Source organism: Streptomyces sp. NPDC111744 (assembly GCF_055634995.1).
The window spans coordinates 1-16,289 of the sequence record NZ_JBVKCG010000022.1 but is presented as its reverse complement, the minus strand read 5'-3'; the positions used below and the strand labels follow the sequence as shown (position 1 = coordinate 16,289).

Sequence of the window (16,289 nt, the reverse complement as noted above, 5' to 3'; positions counted from 1 at the left end):
GTCAGCGCGCCGGTGGCCGGCAGGGCCGGCTCCTGGACCCGGGCCGGGATCTCCACCCGGCGGTGCAGGGCCAGAACCACCAGACGAGGGAAGGATCAGGGCCACCAGCGCCCGGGGGGTGCCGCTGAGGGCGCGCCGGTCGGGCGGTCGGCTCGCTCGGCACCCTGCTCCCGGCCTGGCCGCCCGGCGCCCGGGTGGGACGTCTACCACCCGCGGAGGAGGCCCGGCGCGGCGCGCGAGGCCGAGCCGTGCATTCCGGGGGCCGTCGAGCATCTCGTCGTATGCAGCGGGCAGGGCAAGGCGGGACCGCGCGGGGAGTCCGTCGAATTGGACGCGGGGGATTGTCCGACGTGTCGCGGGGATATTCCGCATTCCTGTGTGGCGCTGGTGCGGCGGAATATTTAGGCGGGGGGCAAAAGGGCAGGAGCCCCATCGCCGGAAGGCGCGGGGCTCCTTGGGTACTGCACTCAGTCTGCGATCAGACCTCGGGTGTCTGGATCAGCTGGATCAGACGGGGGTGACGTTCTCAGCCTGCGGGCCCTTCGGACCCTGCGTGACGTCGAAGCTCACCTGCTGGTTCTCCTCGAGCGAACGGAAGCCGCTCGCGTTGATCGCGGAGTAGTGAACGAAGACGTCGGGGCCGCCGCCCTCCTGGGCAATGAAGCCAAAGCCCTTTTCGGCGTTGAACCACTTAACGGTTCCGGTAGCCATAAGCCCTCCTTGGGCTCAAAAGGGTCGCCCTGCTCCAGAACCTGCAAGTGTGAAAACAAACTAAGTGCCGCACAACTGCATTCGTCTGAAAACGACGAGAGCCCGCGGTTACATGCTCCGCAGGCTCTGTACTGCAAGGGAAACCAAACTGCAACTTGCGGCGAGCCTAGCATGTGGGCAGCCGAAAGCAACAGAGGCCAAGATCACGTCACCCGGACGTTTGAACGGCCTCGCAAGTGGGTTGACGCCCGGGGCGGCTTCGTGCCGACGGCGGGGGCGGTCCCAGCACCGTACCCCATGGGGTCTAGTCTCGCGATGTGGACAATTCTCGCACCCGGCCGCGCGTCGGCCACATCCAGTTCCTGAACTGCCTGCCCCTCTACTGGGGGCTCGCGAGAACCGGCACCCTCCTCGACTTCGAGCTGACCAAGGACACCCCCGAAAAGCTCAGCGAGCAGCTGGTGCGCGGCGACCTCGACATCGGGCCCATCACCCTCGTCGAATTCCTGCGCAACGCCGGCGACCTGGTCGCCTTCCCGGACATCGCCGTCGGCTGCGACGGCCCGGTGATGTCCTGCGTGATCGTCTCGCAGGTCCCGCTGGACCAGCTGGACGGCCGCCGGGTCGCCCTCGGCTCGACCTCGCGCACCTCCGTCCGCCTGGCCCAGCTGCTGCTCGCCGACCGCTACGGCGTCCAGCCCGACTACTACACCTGCCCGCCCGACCTCAGCCTGATGATGCAGGAGGCGGAGGCGGCCGTGCTCATCGGCGACGCGGCCCTGCGCGCCAACCTGCTGGACGCCCCGCAGTACGGCCTCCAGGTCCACGACCTCGGCGCGCTGTGGAAGGAGTGGACGGGCCTGCCGTTCGTCTTCGCCGTGTGGGCGGCGCGCCGGGACTACCTGGAGCGCGAACCGCACATCACCCGTGAGGTGCACGGCGCCTTCCTCGACTCCCGCAACCTCTCCCTGGAGGAGGTCGCCAAGGTCGCCGAACAGGCCGCCCGCTGGGAGGCCTTCGACGAGGCGACCCTGGCCCAGTACTTCACCACCCTCGACTTCAGCTTCGGCGCACCGCAGCTGGCCGCGGTCGCGGAGTTCGCCCGCCGGGTGGGCCCGACGACCGGGTTCGCGGCGGATGTGAAGGTCGATCTGCTGCAGGCCTGACAGGCAATAGGCTGCTGCCCGGACTTACTGGGGGGTGGGGGCATGCAGCCGCTCGCGGGTGACGAACCTACGGCGGTCGGGCCGTACCGGCTGCTCGGCCGGCTCAACTCCGGCGGCATGGGCCGCGTCTGTCTGGGCCGTTCGGCCGGCGGCCGGAGCGTCGCCGTCAAGATCGTGCACCCGCACTTCGCCCTGGACGAGGAGTTCCGGGCCCTCCCCCACGCTCGAATTCGCTCGCGCGGGGGGACCCCCATCGCCGCGAGGTGGCGGCCGCACGGCGGGTCGGCGGCACCTGGACGGCACCCGTCCTGGACGCCGATCCGGACGCGCCGGTGCCCTGGGTCGCCACGGCCTACGCGGCGGGCCCGTCCCTGGCGGCCGCCGTCGTGGACGGCGGCCCGCTGCCCGCGCATTCGGTACGAGCGCTGGGCGCGGGCCTCGCGGAGGCGCTGGCCGCCGTACACGAACTGGGGCTGGTGCACCGGGATGTGAAGCCGTCGAACGTGCTGCTGACCCTCGACGGCCCGCCGCTCATCGACTTCGGCATCGCGCGGGCGACGGACGGCACGGCGTCGCTGACGTCGTCGGGCGTCTCGATCGGCTCGCCGGGATACATGTCGCCCGAGCAGATCCTGGGCAACGGCGTCACCGGCGCCGCGGACGTCTTCTCGCTCGGCGCGGTGCTGGCGTACGCGGCGAACGGCGAACCGCCCTTCCCCGGCGACTCCTCCGCGGCCCTGCTCTACAAGGTCGTCCACGAGGAGCCCGAACTCGGCACGCTGAGCGGTGTGTTGCGGGAGGTCACCGAGGCCTGCCTGGTGAAGGAGGCGGGGGCGCGGCCGGCCCCCGGGGAGGTGGCACGACGGCTGGCTCCGGAGGGCGCCGCGCGGCTGGTGGCCGGCGGATGGCTGCCGGGGGCGCTGGTGGAGCGGGTGAGCCGGAGCGCGGTGCAGGTGCTGAACCTGGAGGTGACGGAGGCGGCGGTACCGGCGTCCGGGCCGGTGGAGTTCAGCATGCCTTCGGTGGACGCGTCCGGGGGCGTTCCTGTGGCAGGGGAGTTCGGGCCGCCTCCGACGGTGCCGCCCGCAGGCCTGCCGGAGCCTCCGAGGGTGCCGCCCGCGGTCGTACCCGAGCCGCGTGATGCCCTGCCGTCCGGACCCGCGCCCGCGCCCGTGCCCGCGCCCGGGAAGGTCTCGGTGAGCGTCGCCGCGACCGCCGTACCGGCGGGCCAGGGCGGTCGCGGGCGCCGGGTGAGCTGTACGGTCGCGCTCGCCGTGGCCGGGGCGCTGGCGGTGGTGACCGTCGGGGTGGGGTTCCTGGTGAAACCGTTCCTCGGGGACGACGGCGGCGGGCCGAACAGCGACACGGGCGCCTCCGCCACATCGCCTTCGGTGTCCTCGTCGTCCTCGTCGTCCTCGTCGTCCTCGTCGTCCTCGTCCTTGCCGTCTTCGTCGGGCAGCGGGTCGATCCCGGTCGCCTACCTCGGCACCTGGCAGGGCTCGGCCACCGCACTGGACGGCAATCTGCCCATCGGCACCTTCCGGATCACCGTCGAACAGACGCAGGTGGGACGGGAGTTGGGCCGCCTGCGCCGGACCGACCAGCTGGGCGGGGTCTGCACGGACGTACTCACCCTGAAGTCGGTCACCGTCGAGAAGCTCGTCGCGTCCTCGGCGGGCGTCAAGGGCAACCACGACGGCTGCGACCCCGGCCCGAACACCGTGTACCTGACCCCGAGCCACGGCGCCCTGGTCTACACGTCGGACAGCTCGGCGGAGGGGAATCCGGTGGCGGTGATGTCGAAGGCGGGGGACTGAGCCCCCCGCCCCACCAACCCGCCGCACCGCGCCGTACGACTACTGCGGGGTGGTCACCGTGACGTGCTCCCCGCTGCCCAGATGCAGCATGCCCCGGCCGGGCTGGATCGGCCCGCCGACCATGGCCCGGGTGGTCCGGATGCCGATCAGCTCGCCGGAGCCGGACTCCTGCGGGGAGAGCAGGATGCCCCGGCGGGCCTTCTTCGCGTCGACCTGCCAGCCGGAGAAGCCGTCGCAGATCTCGTCCTCGTCACCGGCGATGACGACGGCGAGCCCCTCCTCGGTACCGCTCTCGACGATCCGCTTGAAGACACCCTCGGCATCGCAGTCGTCCAGCACCTCGGCGTCGTCGACCAGGACGACGATCGGCTCGGCCGGCGACGCCGACGCGATGACCTCCGTCAGCTCGTCCTCGTCGATGTCCCGCCCGGTGAAGACCTTCAACACACCTTCCTGCCCGTCGAGTTCCCGCAACGGCGACATCCGGGGCGCCGCCACGACGATCCGCACGCCGTTGGCGAGGTAGGAGCGGGCGAAGCCCAACAGGGTGGTGGAACGGCCCGACTTGGCGGGACCGCCGATCACGAACGCGGGCACGCCCTTGGCCAGGTCGGGCCCGAAGGCCGTGAGTTCGTCGCCGCCGACACCCACGAGCGCCCACAGCGGAGCGGCTGCAGTGGCGGGATCCCGCATCGCCCAGGCGTCCTCGAAGGAGATCCGGCTGGGCAGCACGTCCACCCGGAACGGGCGCCGGGAGCGCGGCACCTGGGCGTCCCGGGTCTGCGCCGCCTCGCCGATCGCGGCGATCGCGGCGGCCTGCCCCTGACCGGTGGTGTCCGCGGACAGCAGCGCGAACTGCGTCTCGGCGGCCGTCTCGCTGCGGAAGGCACGGCCGGGCGGGATCTCCTCGGGAACCTTGCGGGAGTTGATGTCCAGCATCGAGAAGTCGGCGCGGTCCGCGAGCCGCAGACCGTACTTGTCCTCGGTGAGGGAGGAGATCCGGCCGGCCAGGATCTGCCGGTCGCCGGTGAGGACGAGATGGATGCCGACGCTCGCGCCTTCTCTCATCATCACCATGATCTGGTCGGTGAGGTCACCGTGGTTCAGCTCACCGAGGGTGGGCAGCCAGCCCTCCCAGCGGTCGAGGAGCAGCACGATGTGCGGCAGCCGCTCCGCCTCCGCCACGGCGGCCCGCTGCTCCACGATGTCCGCGAACCCCTTGTCGGCCAGCAGTTCCTGACGACGGCTCAACTCACCCGAGAGCCGGGCCATGAGCCGCTCGACGCGCTCGGTCTGGTTGCGGCCGACGACCGCACCGCAGTGCGGCAGCCGGGTCAGCGCGTTGAGCGCCCCGTTGCCGCAGTCGATGCCGTAAAGGTGCACATCTGCACAGGAGTTGGTGCGGGCCAGCGAACCGGCGATGGTGCGCAGCACCTGCGAGCGTCCGGTGCGCGGGGCACCGGCGACGATGAGATGCCCGAAGGTCGCGAAGTCGACGGCGACCGCACGGCGGGCCTGGTCGGCGGGCAGATCCTCGACACCGTACGGGGCGGCGGGCAGCGCCCCCTGCGCCGGTACGGCCGGTACGTCGTCGAGCAGCAGCATGTCGTCGAGGGCGGGCAGCCATGGCGAGTGCTGGGCCGGGATCGCGAGCGCCGTGTTGGCCTCGCGCACGGCGTCCACCAGCACCTTCAGGTCCGTGATCTCGTCGTCCTCCTTGGTCTCGGACTTGGGCTTGCGCAGCGCGGCCCGCCCGAGGTCCTGCCAGGACAGCGCCCCGGCCCAGGGCGCGAGGGTCGCGGGGTCGGCCGCACCGGGACGCCGGCCGCCGACCCGGCCCGACTGGAAGGGAATCAGCGAGGCATGCCCGAGCCGGACGTACGCCCGTCCCGGCGTGCTCTTCGCGATGTGCCCGGCGTCCGGCGCGTCGATGACGTCGGTCGACTCACCCGCGTCGGTCACGCGCAGCGCGATACGGAGGTTGGTGTTGGCGCGGATCTCGGGAGACACGACACCGGAGGGCCGCTGGGTGGCCAGGAGGAGGTGAATGCCCAGGGACCGCCCTCGCTGAGCGATGTTGACAAGTCCCGTGACGAAGTCGGGCAGGTCCCGCACCATCGACGCGAACTCGTCGATGACGATGAGGAGTCGGGGGACGGCCGGACGCGACGGATCCCTCCTCACCAGATCCTGGTAGTCCTCGATGTCCTTGGCGTCGGCGGCGGCGAGGATGTGCTCGCGCCGCTTCAGCTCCGCGCCCAGGGACTCCAGCGCCCGCTCGACGAGGTGGGCGTCGAGGTCGGTGACCATACCCACGGTGTGCGGCAGTTTCACACAGTCCTTGAACGCCGAGCCACCCTTGTAGTCGACGAGCACGAAGGTCATGTTCTCCGGCGTGTTCGCCACCGCCAGCGCGGCCACGATGGTCTGCAGCAGCTCGGACTTGCCGGAACCGGTCGTACCGGCGATGAGCCCGTGCGGCCCGTCGCGCCGCAGGTCGATGCCGAACGGGCCGTCGTACGACTCCCCGATGACCGCCATCGTCGACTGCCCGCCCATCCGCCACCGCGCGGCGATCGCGTCCCGGGTGGGCGGCTCCAGCTGGAGCACGTCGAGCAGCCGGCTGGCCGCGGGCAGCGCCGAGTCCTCGGTCTCGCCACTGATGTCACGCAGCGGAGAGAGGGAGCGGGCGAGGCGCGCGCACCAGGCGGGGGAGACGAAGTCGGGCCGTACGTTGCGCTTGCGCAGCGCTCCGCTCTGCTCGACGCGCAGCCGCAACTCCAGGTCCTGCGGAGCCTGTTCCTCGGCCTGCTGGGCCTGCGGGTGCCAGGCCTGGAAGGAGGGGAAGCCACCGGCGGCCTGCTGCGCCACGGCCGTCGCGGGGGCGTCCTTGGCCGCCGTCAACGGCTCGGCGACGACGACGCCCTGGCACTCACCCGGCAGGAACCGCTCCTCCTCGTCGAGACAGATGGAGCGCAGGGCCACCCCCGGCCCCTCCTTCAACAGCCTCACGACACCGGGCATGGACCGCAGCCGCCGGGACCCGTCCCACACGATCACGATGTCCGGATCGGAGAAGGCGGGCCCGTCGGTCTTGTTGCGCCCGCCCTGCTGGAGGGCCTTCTGCCGACCGTCGAGGAGCTGGGTGAGCTCGCCGACGCGGGCGGCGACGGTCTCGGAGTCGGTGCCGATGAGGACGTTCACGTCCTGGCCGCCGCCCGGGCGGGAGTGCGGCAGCCAGCGCACCCAGTCCCAGCGGGCGCCGGCGTCGTTGTCGGTGAGGACATAGAACTGCACGTCCATGGGGCTGTGCAGGACGGCGGTCTGGGCGACCGCCCAACGCCCCAGCGCATGCGCCGAGTCACCGGGCCCGGCGACGCCGATGACCCCGAGGTCGCGCAGCGACAGGGCGACCGGAGCGTCCTCGATGTACCAGCGGACCTTGCGCTTGTGCTCATCCTGCTCGGGGTCGTCGAGCTCGACCTCGGAGGGGACGCGCCCGGTGCCGAAGCGGATCAGCAGATGGTCGGCGTCGGTGCGGCGCCGCTCCCAGAGCCGGGTGCGCGGCCCGGTGCCGTACGTCAGCACGGCGGCGGGATCCGGCACGGCGGCCCGCCGCTCGCCCCGCTCGGCCACCAGCGCCTCCTGCGCCTCCCCCTCGATCCGCTCCTTGTGCTCCTTGTACTCCTTCATCTGCTTGGCATGGGACTTGCGCCCGTGCTTCTTGTCCATGAAGTAGTTGCCGAAGAGCATGACCGGGCTCATCACGGCCATGATCAGGTAGTACCAGCGCCCGAACATCATCACTGAGACGACGGCACCGACGAGCGGCAGCAGCGCCATCAGCCAGGGCAGCGGGCGGGCCTCGTAGTCGCCGGGCGGGTTCGGGAGCGAGAAGTGCGTCTGGTGCTCGGCGGGGCGCAGCCGCGGGGGCCTGTTGTAGTCGAGCCCGGCGCCGTCGTCGGACCACTTGAGGGCGGCGTTGGGTGGCGAGTACCCGGTGATCTCGAGGAGCGTGTTGCCAAGTGCGAGCTGGGAGTTGAGAGGCCAGTCACCGCCGCTCTCGAACTCCTCCCCGTCCAACCGGGCGCTGTCGCCGTGTATCTGGACTTTGCAGGTGCCGTCGATGGCGATGGTGAGGGTGGCGGCGCGGGCGGCCAACTCCGGGTCCTCGACGCGGATGTGGGAGGCGGCGCCGGTACCGATGTCGTACCGCCCGACACCGAGCCGGTGCACGGCGCCGGCGGCGGGACCGCCCGCGACCCGGAACTCGACGACGCCGGTGGGCTCGCCGAGCAGACACCCGGCGGGATCGTGCAGGCTGACGACGACACCGTCGCGCAGCGGCGAGCCGACGACGGTGGCGGCGGGGTCGAGGGCGTAACCGTCGACATAGGCGAGCGGCCCGGACGTCTGGACGGCCGCGGCCCCCCTGTGAACTCCGATGGGTATGACCTGGGCGCCCTCGCTGCCATCCGGGTAGCCCAGACCCACCTGCCGGGCCAACTCCCGGGCCACGTCACCGACCGTCGACTCGGGATCCGCGTCGAGCACGACGTCGGCGGTGGCACCGCCGACCGGGTCGACGACGGTCAGACTCAGGCGCACGTTCGTCCTCCTCGCAGGCCCGGCACATTCGAAGTGACCTTAGCCGGACGGGCTTTCCCGGGCGCAACGGGATTGCGCCGGTTCACGATTCCCTCGCACGAGGCCCCTGCGGCCACGTGCCTCCCACCCGTAGGATCTTTGCTCATGGGACGGCCGGGTCAGGACCGGCCGATCCGTCCGAGCAAGCCACGGGGGCGAGCCCTGGGGCGGCCACAACACAACGGGAGGGATGCCGACATGGGCAAGGGCAAAGACACGGACCTTACTTATGCCGAGATGGAGAAGGTCGCCGGCGACCTGATAAAGGACATGCACGAGCTCGAGGACAAGATCAAGAACATCGAGAAGCGTGTCTCGGCACTGGTGGAGGAGGGCTTCACCACCCAGAAGGCCTCGGGAGCGTACGACGACTCCATGAAGGACTTCACGAAGGGCGCGACGAAGACGATCCAGGGTCTGCACGGTCTCTCGGACTTCCTGAAGAAGGCCAAGGAAGCGTACGAGCAGCTGGACGACTCGCTGGCGAAGCAGGCCAAGGGCTGACAGCCGCCTCGGCAGAGGATGGGTCACGTCGGTGCGATGGAGCGGTCGGCCGTCGCACCGACGGGCTTTGCGCGGACGGTTCATCAGTTTTCTCGACGGGGGTAGTTGTGTCGGATCAGACTGCTGATCTCTCACGCATCAAGGAGAGTGCCCGCTCGCTTTCCAGGATCCACAAGGAGTTCGCCGGAAACGCGAATCCGGCGAAGGGGCTGGGGGTGCCCGTCTTCGGCGAAAAGGGCCTGGTCGATGTCTTTGACGACTTCGGCGACAACTGGCGGGTTCACCGCGGGCGTCTGCTGGACGAGTTGGAGAAGCTCTCGAAGATCCTCACCGCCGCGGCGAAGGGATACGAGGACATCGATCACCAACTCGCCGACGCCCTGCGCGGCACGGACGCCAAGCCGGCCGGGCCCGAGGGAGGGGCCAAGTGACGCGCCCCCGGGCCGACGAGTGGTCGGTGATCGGGGAATCGGCCGATCCGGTGCCCGGCGATCCGGATGAAGTCGCCAGACTCGGCAGAGAACTGCGGAAGACCGCCGAATCCATCAAGAAGCAAGCCGCCGAGATCAAGGCCCTGTCGTCGGTTGAGGCGTGGAAGAGCAAGGCGGCGGAGGAATTCCGGCAGCAGGCCGAAGAGGCCGAAGGGAAACTGCGCAAGGCCTTCAAGCGCTATGACGCGGCGGCCGACGCCCTGGGCGAGCGGGTTCTGGACGGTTCGTCCTCCACCGAGTACGCATCGGAGCTTCACCGAGCGCAGCAGATGGCCGACAAGGCACTCCGGGACGCCCAGACCGCCGACGACGAGCACCGGGCGAGCGGCGGTGCCATCGACAAGCTCCCCAAGGACACCCCGGACGACGACCCGAGCCGCAAGAAGCTGCAGAAGCGCCAGGAGGCGGCCAGTGCGGCGCTGGAGCGGGCGAAGAAGGACCTGGAGGCGGCGAAGGACGTCCGCGACGCGGCGGCCAAGCGAGCCCGCGACGCGATCCGCCACGCCATCGACCACGACGGCCTCAAGGACAGCGGCTGGGACAAGTTCAAGGGGTGGGTGCACGATCATGCGGGGACGATCCAGTCGATCCTCAACTGGTCCGGTTGGATCGCCACCGTCTGCGGGACTCTGTCCCTGCTAGTGGGATGGATCCCGATCATCGGCCAGGCACTCGCCGGAATCCTCGGCAGCATCGCGCTTGTCTTCACCCTGGTATCGCTCGTGGGCCATCTCCTTCTGGCCCTGTCCGGCGACGGCAGCTGGTTCGACGTCGCGCTCGACGTCGTAGGCCTCGTCACGCTGGGCATCGGTCGGGGCGCCATCGCAGGCGCCAAGGGTGCGTCTCTGGCTGCCAAAGCCTCCGCGAGGTCTGCGGCAGGCCGGGCTCTCAGGGCCGGTATCAGAGCGAAGCCCGGTACGACGGCCTATCAGCGGGCCCTGAACCAGACATGGCGGAAGGCCAACGTGCTCAGCGGCGGTGCGCCGCGCGGCAAGGCCGGTGTCGAGGCCATCGCCGGCGCGCCGAAGGGATGGAACCCCGGAACCGCCCGGCTCAGCGAAGCCTTCAGCCCGAAGTCGATTGGCAAGGAGACATGGGAAGGCCTCAAGGGGGTCAAGGACTTGAGGCCGAACAATCTCCGGCAACTCGGCGACAGTTCCACCTGGGCGGGAGTTCGGCCACGTGTCGGGGATACCGGCATCGCCGGACTGGAGAAGAGCATGGGACAGATCTCCGAGTCCTTGCGAGCCGACGATGCGGTGAAGGCGGCCAGTGGCGTGTTCAAGACCCAGACCCGGATCTGGGCGGGCTCGACCTTTGTCGCCTCCGGCACCGACCTCCTTGACAAGGGCGAGATCACGGGATGGATTGGCGATCGTGTCGGGATCAGCGGGCTGGATGACGGAGTCTGGTCGGCGACCGGAGTCAAGGATGCGACGACGACGAGTGACGGGTGAGCAGACAGGTGAAGGTCGAGGCGCGGGCAACTGAGGAAGCGCTGGGCAAGCAGGCTGCCGTGGTGCGGCCCAGTGGCATGCGCCCGCACAACGTTGACGTTGTACGCCGGGCTCGTCTTTATGCCGACGGAAAGACCCTCGTCGTACGTGACCGGAGACTGCATGAGCGCCGGTATCCGGTCGGCGCCAGAGGCATTCGGCGTGCCGTGTTCGTCCCGCCGCCCCCCGACGCGTGGGAGGCCGTGAGCAAGCGGCCCGCGGAGCGCTGGGGGGTGCTCGTCTTCGAGGACGAGGACGGGCATGAGGTCCTTCGTGTGCCGCTCGCCGAGTGGCTGCCGGAAGCCGATGTCGTGGGGATTCTGGACCTGAAGCCGACGAAATGCCTGGACCGAACCGGGCTGAGGGACCTGGCCGCGGCTCTTGGCATCCCGGTGGAGCAGAGTCCGCGAGCGCCGGACGGTGGACGGGAACAGTCGGAAGCGGCGTCCGACCGCGCTCCGGATCGCGTGTTCCACGGCGAACTGCCACGTTGGCACAGCTGGATCAGAGGGCTCGGCATCCTGGGCTGGTTCATGGCTCTCATCGTCACCTTCGCGGCTGACGTGGATTGGTGTCTGCCGATCGCCGCGGGTGCTCTGTTCACCGTCCCGGCAGCCGATTTGGTGGTGCGTGGCAGTGCGTGGTGGCGTAGGCGACGGGATGTCCGAAGCTTCGCCGAGGCGGTGGTTCTCACGCTCGGTCCGGTGGCCGGAGCGGGAGCGACACCGAGGTTCCGGCAGACGGCGTCCGTACGTGTGCTGCCTCATGACGTGGTAATCACCGACACCATCGGCCGGGAGCGCTGGCTCGGACGCGACGGCGCGCCCGGCGTGGCGCGGTTGGTGCGCCTGATGTCTCCGGGGGACCGTCAGCCGTTGGGTGTCGAGTTCCGCGACGGCAGAGGCGAGGTCCGGGCGCTGCTGCCGTGGCGCAACTGGTTCGCCGGTCCGCAGGGCCAGGACCAATGGGAAGAACTGGTGTCGGCGCTCGCGGTCTCCGCGGCGGACGAGGAGGCGCGAACGCACAGGCGCGCTGGGGACACGAAACCCTGGTGGGACGGCCACCCCCTCGCCGCGGACGCCCGGATGATGTCACCTCTGCCCGCCAAGGATGCCCGCGCCGCAACCAGTTGGCACAGCTCTGTGATCGGCGGGAACGAGTTGATGCTGATCCCCCTCTTCAGCCTCCTGCTGCTCGCCGGACTCTTCGGCGACGGCATCCCAGCACGTCTGGCAGGTCTGTTCTCCGCGCTGACCATCGTGGCCGAATGGATCCCGGCCGCGACGAGGTCGCTGATCAGCCGCTTCTCCTACGACAAGGCCGTATGAGAATGCGTGACGCCACCGGCCGGGCCGACGACACCGGAGCCAATATGACCACAAACGCGGGCAACCCTCGGACGACGGCATCCCCGTCCGACTACCGGCTGTTGCTGCCGGACGGCTGGTTCCGGGTGCGGATCGACCCTGAAGGACGCGAGCGCTCGGTCGACGCCTTGGTCGACCGCAAGTTCGCGGGAGTCGACAACGCGCCCCACTTCAAACGGCAGTTGCGCGACGAACTCCTGATGCAGGCCGCCGCGGCGTACCGAGACGGGGGCATCGAGCTGTACCTAAGTCTGCAGCAGGCGGGCCCCCTGACGATTCCCGCTTCCCTCCTGATCACCTTGTTGCGACCGGTACCTGGCACAGCCCTGCCGGACGCGGCCGAACTGGCAAGGCGCCTTTCGGCCGGCATGGAGGGGGAGACCACGGTGACGGAGTTGGCAGCCGGCACGGCGGTCCGCGTCCGCCGTTTGACGGGGCAACCGAACACCCCTGCTCCGTCCGGGGCAGCCGGAAGTCCGGACGAGGTGCTGCCATCGGTCACGCTGGACTACCAACTCCCAGTGCCCGGAGCGGAGGCGCACCTCCTCCTGACCTTCTCCACCCCACTCCTGCAGATTGCCGACGCCATGGTTGAGCTCTTCGACGCGGTGGCCGGCTCGCTCACCTGGCTGGACGGTGACGTCACCCATGAGTGACATCCAGACCTGCGGCATCGTCTGTCCGACGGACTGGGTGCCGCTCCCGCTCGATCCGTCGGACGACGTCAAGAGGTGGGCGAAGAGCACCGCGACGGAGATCCGCGAGCGGAGCGGCGCGGCAGGGTATGAGCTGGACGACAGGGCCCTGCGAAAGGACCTGCGGAGCTGGGCCGAGGACAGCCGCGGTCGTGCTCCGCTGTACGGCTTCGCCTTCTACCCCGACGGCTTCGACACCGCCCTGGCCCTTCTGGAAGTCGAGGTCATCCGGCCCGACGAAACCGTCCCGCGGTTCTCTCTCGACTGGCTGGCGGACACCTTCAGCGCACATGACTTCGGCCCTCCGCAGATCTCGCACCCCGAAGTGCCGATCGGCCCCGCCGTGCGCCTCCGCCAGAACTTCGCCGCGGACGGCATGCCCCGCAGTGGTCCCGGAGTGCTGCTGCAGACGGTCACGTACGGAGTCCTCCCGGAGGGAACCGACGACGCCCTCGTTCTTCTCGTCTCCTGGACGACGCCGGGCATCGACGAGGAAATGGAAGACGCCGCGGACAGCATCGCCATGACACTGACGGTGTCCTGACGCTCGGGCGGATTGCTGTGCTTCGTCGTCGTTGAGTCCTTCGAGGGAAACCCTGAACGACACCGTCACTCCGCGGGCCGCCTACGCCGGTGCCGCCGTTCTTGGTTACGGCGCCGGAGTAGTGGATGCTTGCGGCGGCGTAGATACCGGCGTTGTCGCTGCCGCCCTTCTCGTCCGTGCTGGATCCATCGTCCCGGAGCTGGAGGAGATCCGGCTCGCGGAGCGGGAGATCGTCGAGACCCTGATCGGGAACTACCGCACGGTGCTCAAGCACATCGACGAGGGCGGCCCGGCCCAGGAGGCGCTCGCGAAGGCCGCGGCCATGACCGCCGAGGTCCGCCAGACCCTGGAGGGTTTGGACGAGGAGGCGTCGGTTGACGAGGTGGCGACGCGGCTGGAGGAGGAGATCAAGGCGAGGATGCCGGGGCGTTCCCTGATGGGGATCGTGGCCCGGACCGCCTACTGGGTGGAGTGGTGGCGCCGTTTCCGCCCGCCGTCCGGCAACGAGCCCAAGCTCACCGACCCCTTGGGCCGCTACGTGATCGTCACGTTCGTCAAGGGCACCAACAGCTGCTGGAAGAGGGATGGGAGATCGACCCGGAAGACCTGGCGCACATCTCGCCGTACCTGACAACGGGAGCGGGCCGGTATACCCCAGAATCCTGCTGCGAGGGTCAGCCTCCAACACCGTGGCCCGGGCCGGTGATCCGATAGCGCTGCCGGGGGAGCGGGGTTTGTGACGGTTCTTGTGGGCCCCCGCCGTATTTCAGAGGGATACCCGCGCTGTTCTGCCAGCGGCAGAACACCGGCCGGACCGGGCTCGACGATCACTACAGTCCAGTCTCATGACGACGATTACGACGCGTACGGTCGAGTATCCGGCCGACGGTTTGACGATGATCGGGCACCTCGCGCTCCCGGCCGGTGTCGATCGCCGGCCCGCGGTGCTGCTCGGACCAGAGGGCATGGGGCTCAGCGACGTCGAGCGCCGCCGGGCCGATGCTCTCGCCGAGCTGGGATATATAGCGCTGGCCTTCGACCTTCATGGCGGGCGCTATTTGGGCGACCCCGAGGAGATGCTGGCCCGTTCCCTGCCGCTGCTCGCTGATCCCGAGCGGATGCGAGGCATCGGCCATGCGGCGCTCGATGTGTTGCGCACCGAACCGCGGACCGACCCCGACCGGATCGCCGCCGTCGGCTATGGCACGGGGGGTGCCGTCGGGCTGGAACTCGGGCGCGGCGGCGTCAGCCTGCGCGCGATCGGGACAGTCAACGCACTGACCACGGGCCGACCGGGCGAGGCGGCGCGCATTCGCTGCCCGGTGTGGGCCGGGGTCGGGTCGGAAGACCCGATCATGCCGCCCGCGCAACGGAACGCGTTCACCGCTGAGATGCAGGCCGCGGGCGTCGACTGGCGCCTCGCGGTCTATGGCGGAGCCTTGCACGCCTTCCACCACCCGCCGGTCGGCCACCCCGTGGTCCCCGGCGTCGGCTACCACCCACGGCACGCGCAGCGAGCCTGGCGCGACGTCGTCGACCTGCTCGCCGAGTGCCTGCCCGTGACGGAGGATCTGGGGCATGACCCAGGTAAGCATGCTGGCCCCGGGCACTGACAGTCCACTCCCCTCAAGTCCGCACAGCAGAAACGCATTCGGGCGGTTACTCGATCGCGGAGACGTATTCACAACTACCGCAATAAATAGCGGATTTACTGCGACAGAGCCCTTACCGTGATCACCGCAACCTGCGGCGGACCAATCCGGCCGCCGGGGCGAGGTGTACGCATTTACTGCGGCAGTACCGGAAGGGCGGGACACCTTGGATGCCTGCCACAGGCCGTCGCTCGTGGGGAGCTTGACCATGATGATCTTGAAGTAGTCGTAGTCCGCGATGCTGGGCTGGCTCTTCAGGACCTTCCCGTTCTTGACCTCCTTGCCGGTAGAACTTGCTGGAGTCCATGCAGAAGTCGACCTCCACTGAGTTGCCGTTCGAGGCGGAGCGGGTGGTGGCCTGGTAATGACGTCGGGTGCCAGTGGCGGTCCAGCCCCCGTCGACCCTGTCGTTTGATCTGCGTCTGCGCGTACCTCAGCCCGTCGCCCGTGGAGTAGGCGGTTACGGCCGCGGCCTTGGACGTGCGCTTGTAGACGCCGTTGTAGATGGCGCGGACGTAGTTCGCCGTGTCCTCCATCGCCGCCGCCTTGTTCTTGTCCTTCGGTTTGTTCCAGTCGAAGACCAGGTTCATGTCCTTGGGCAGGGACAGGCACACGGCGGGTATGCCGATGCGCGCGGCGCCGGTTCGGCGCGTCCGCTTGCCAGGATCTCGAGCTTGCCGTGGTCCTCGGTCACCTCACCCCGCGCGCCGACCTTGTAGACGCGCAGGGTGAGGCGGGAGCGGCGGTCGGTGGAGTGGAGGAGTTGGAGTGCGTCGGTCAGGGGCGGACGGTCGCTGTCGGTTCGGCGGCGTGGGCGGTCATGACCGGTGAACTCCTTCGATGCGTCGCGCCTAAGACCGTAGCCCGCTCTCCGCGGTCCGCGTTACCCCCCCGCGGGTGTCCTCGCCGTCTTCCTCGTCGCCCGCCCCGACAATGCGCATGCCCCGGGACTCGGCGACGCGCAGCGCGTCGGTGAGGCACTCGGCGAGACGGATGCCGACGTAGCGGACCTCGGTGTACGGCGACATCGGGTCATCCAGCACCTGACGGGCGCAGCCGAGGACATCGGTGGCGGTGGCGAGCTGGGCGGCCTCCAGGTCGTCGGCTAGAAGACTGCTGAAAATCTTTTGCGTTCTGGCCCCGGACCGGCTGGTCCGGGGCCAGTCTTGTGAGCATGCAGGGGGAATGGGCCGGGGAGA

General features: G+C 69.6%; 12 protein-coding genes and 2 pseudogenes. 10 read left to right on the top strand and 4 right to left on the bottom strand.

What is annotated here, in order from left to right; genetic code table 11:
* Nucleotides 1-507: 507 nt before the first annotated feature.
* Nucleotides 508-711, bottom strand: coding sequence for a cold-shock protein (locus ACZ7OO_RS34680; RefSeq protein ID WP_003992177.1), 204 nt, complete (start codon nt 709-711; stop codon nt 508-510).
* 317 nt (nt 712-1,028) lie between these two features.
* Here ACZ7OO_RS34680 and ACZ7OO_RS34675 point away from each other — a divergent pair, with 317 nt between their 5' ends.
* Nucleotides 1,029-1,877 carry a menaquinone biosynthetic enzyme MqnA/MqnD family protein gene (locus ACZ7OO_RS34675; protein WP_471511042.1) on the top strand — a complete coding sequence of 283 codons (849 nt, stop codon included), beginning with the start codon at nt 1,029-1,031 and terminating at the stop codon, nt 1,875-1,877.
* Nucleotides 1,878-1,919: 42 nt separating this feature from the next.
* A pseudogene (locus ACZ7OO_RS34670) lies at nt 1,920-3,694 on the top strand (serine/threonine-protein kinase).
* 39 nt (nt 3,695-3,733) lie between these two features.
* Here the strand turns inward: ACZ7OO_RS34670 and ACZ7OO_RS34665 are convergent.
* Nucleotides 3,734-8,302, bottom strand: a complete 4,569-nt coding sequence (locus ACZ7OO_RS34665) for an FtsK/SpoIIIE domain-containing protein (protein WP_471511040.1) — start codon at nt 8,300-8,302, stop codon at nt 3,734-3,736.
* A gap of 237 nt (nt 8,303-8,539) precedes the next feature.
* On the opposite strand from ACZ7OO_RS34665, the gene ACZ7OO_RS34660 reads away from it, so the two are divergent.
* From ACZ7OO_RS34660 to ACZ7OO_RS34625, 8 genes are all read left to right on the top strand, one after another.
* Nucleotides 8,540-8,845, top strand: a complete 306-nt coding sequence (locus tag ACZ7OO_RS34660) for a WXG100 family type VII secretion target (RefSeq protein WP_471511038.1) — start codon at nt 8,540-8,542, stop codon at nt 8,843-8,845.
* Between the two features lie 107 nt (nt 8,846-8,952).
* Nucleotides 8,953-9,276, top strand: coding sequence for a hypothetical protein (locus ACZ7OO_RS34655; protein WP_471511036.1), 324 nt, complete (start codon nt 8,953-8,955; stop codon nt 9,274-9,276).
* Complete coding sequence (locus ACZ7OO_RS34650; RefSeq protein ID WP_471511034.1) at nt 9,273-10,793, top strand: putative T7SS-secreted protein; 1,521 nt, start codon at nt 9,273-9,275, stop codon at nt 10,791-10,793. The genes ACZ7OO_RS34655 and ACZ7OO_RS34650 overlap by 4 nt, the downstream gene beginning before the upstream one ends.
* 242 nt (nt 10,794-11,035) lie before the next feature.
* Nucleotides 11,036-12,160 (top strand): hypothetical protein, encoded by a 1,125-nt coding sequence (locus ACZ7OO_RS34645; RefSeq protein WP_471511032.1) that lies wholly within the window; start codon nt 11,036-11,038, stop codon nt 12,158-12,160.
* Entirely contained in the window at nt 12,157-12,855 is a 699-nt protein-coding gene (locus ACZ7OO_RS34640; RefSeq protein WP_471511030.1) for a hypothetical protein, read from the top strand. Before ACZ7OO_RS34645 ends, ACZ7OO_RS34640 begins: the two co-directional genes overlap by 4 nt.
* On the top strand, nt 12,848-13,438 hold the full coding sequence (locus ACZ7OO_RS34635; RefSeq protein ID WP_471511029.1) for a hypothetical protein: 591 nt from the start codon (nt 12,848-12,850) through the stop codon (nt 13,436-13,438). The genes ACZ7OO_RS34640 and ACZ7OO_RS34635 overlap by 8 nt, the downstream gene beginning before the upstream one ends.
* Before the next feature lie 121 nt (nt 13,439-13,559).
* The gene (locus ACZ7OO_RS34630) at nt 13,560-14,069 is read left to right on the top strand and encodes a hypothetical protein (protein WP_471511027.1); all 510 of its coding nucleotides are present in this window, start codon (nt 13,560-13,562) and stop codon (nt 14,067-14,069) included.
* Between the two features lie 214 nt (nt 14,070-14,283).
* Nucleotides 14,284-15,051 carry a dienelactone hydrolase family protein gene (locus ACZ7OO_RS34625; protein ID WP_471511258.1) on the top strand — a complete coding sequence of 256 codons (768 nt, stop codon included), beginning with the start codon at nt 14,284-14,286 and terminating at the stop codon, nt 15,049-15,051.
* 201 nt (nt 15,052-15,252) lie between these two features.
* On the opposite strand, the pseudogene ACZ7OO_RS34620 reads toward ACZ7OO_RS34625, so the two are convergent.
* Together ACZ7OO_RS34620 and ACZ7OO_RS34615 are read right to left on the bottom strand one after the other, a co-directional pair.
* Nucleotides 15,253-15,704 (bottom strand): annotated as a pseudogene (locus tag ACZ7OO_RS34620) (hypothetical protein); the annotation flags it as partial.
* Nucleotides 15,705-15,941: 237 nt separating this feature from the next.
* Nucleotides 15,942-16,277, bottom strand: coding sequence for a hypothetical protein (locus ACZ7OO_RS34615; protein WP_471511256.1), 336 nt, complete (start codon nt 16,275-16,277; stop codon nt 15,942-15,944).
* Nucleotides 16,278-16,289 lie beyond the last annotated feature (12 nt).

Coding starts and splice junctions, on each gene's coding strand:
- ACZ7OO_RS34680 (WP_003992177.1), bottom strand. CDS start 711: ATGGCTACCGGAACCGTTAAGTGGTTCAACGCCGAAAAGGGCTTTGGC.
- ACZ7OO_RS34660 (WP_471511038.1), top strand. CDS start 8,540: ATGGGCAAGGGCAAAGACACGGACCTTACTTATGCCGAGATGGAGAAG.
- ACZ7OO_RS34640 (WP_471511030.1), top strand. CDS start 12,157: ATGAGAATGCGTGACGCCACCGGCCGGGCCGACGACACCGGAGCCAAT.
- ACZ7OO_RS34635 (WP_471511029.1), top strand. CDS start 12,848: ATGAGTGACATCCAGACCTGCGGCATCGTCTGTCCGACGGACTGGGTG.
- ACZ7OO_RS34625 (WP_471511258.1), top strand. CDS start 14,284: ATGACGACGATTACGACGCGTACGGTCGAGTATCCGGCCGACGGTTTG.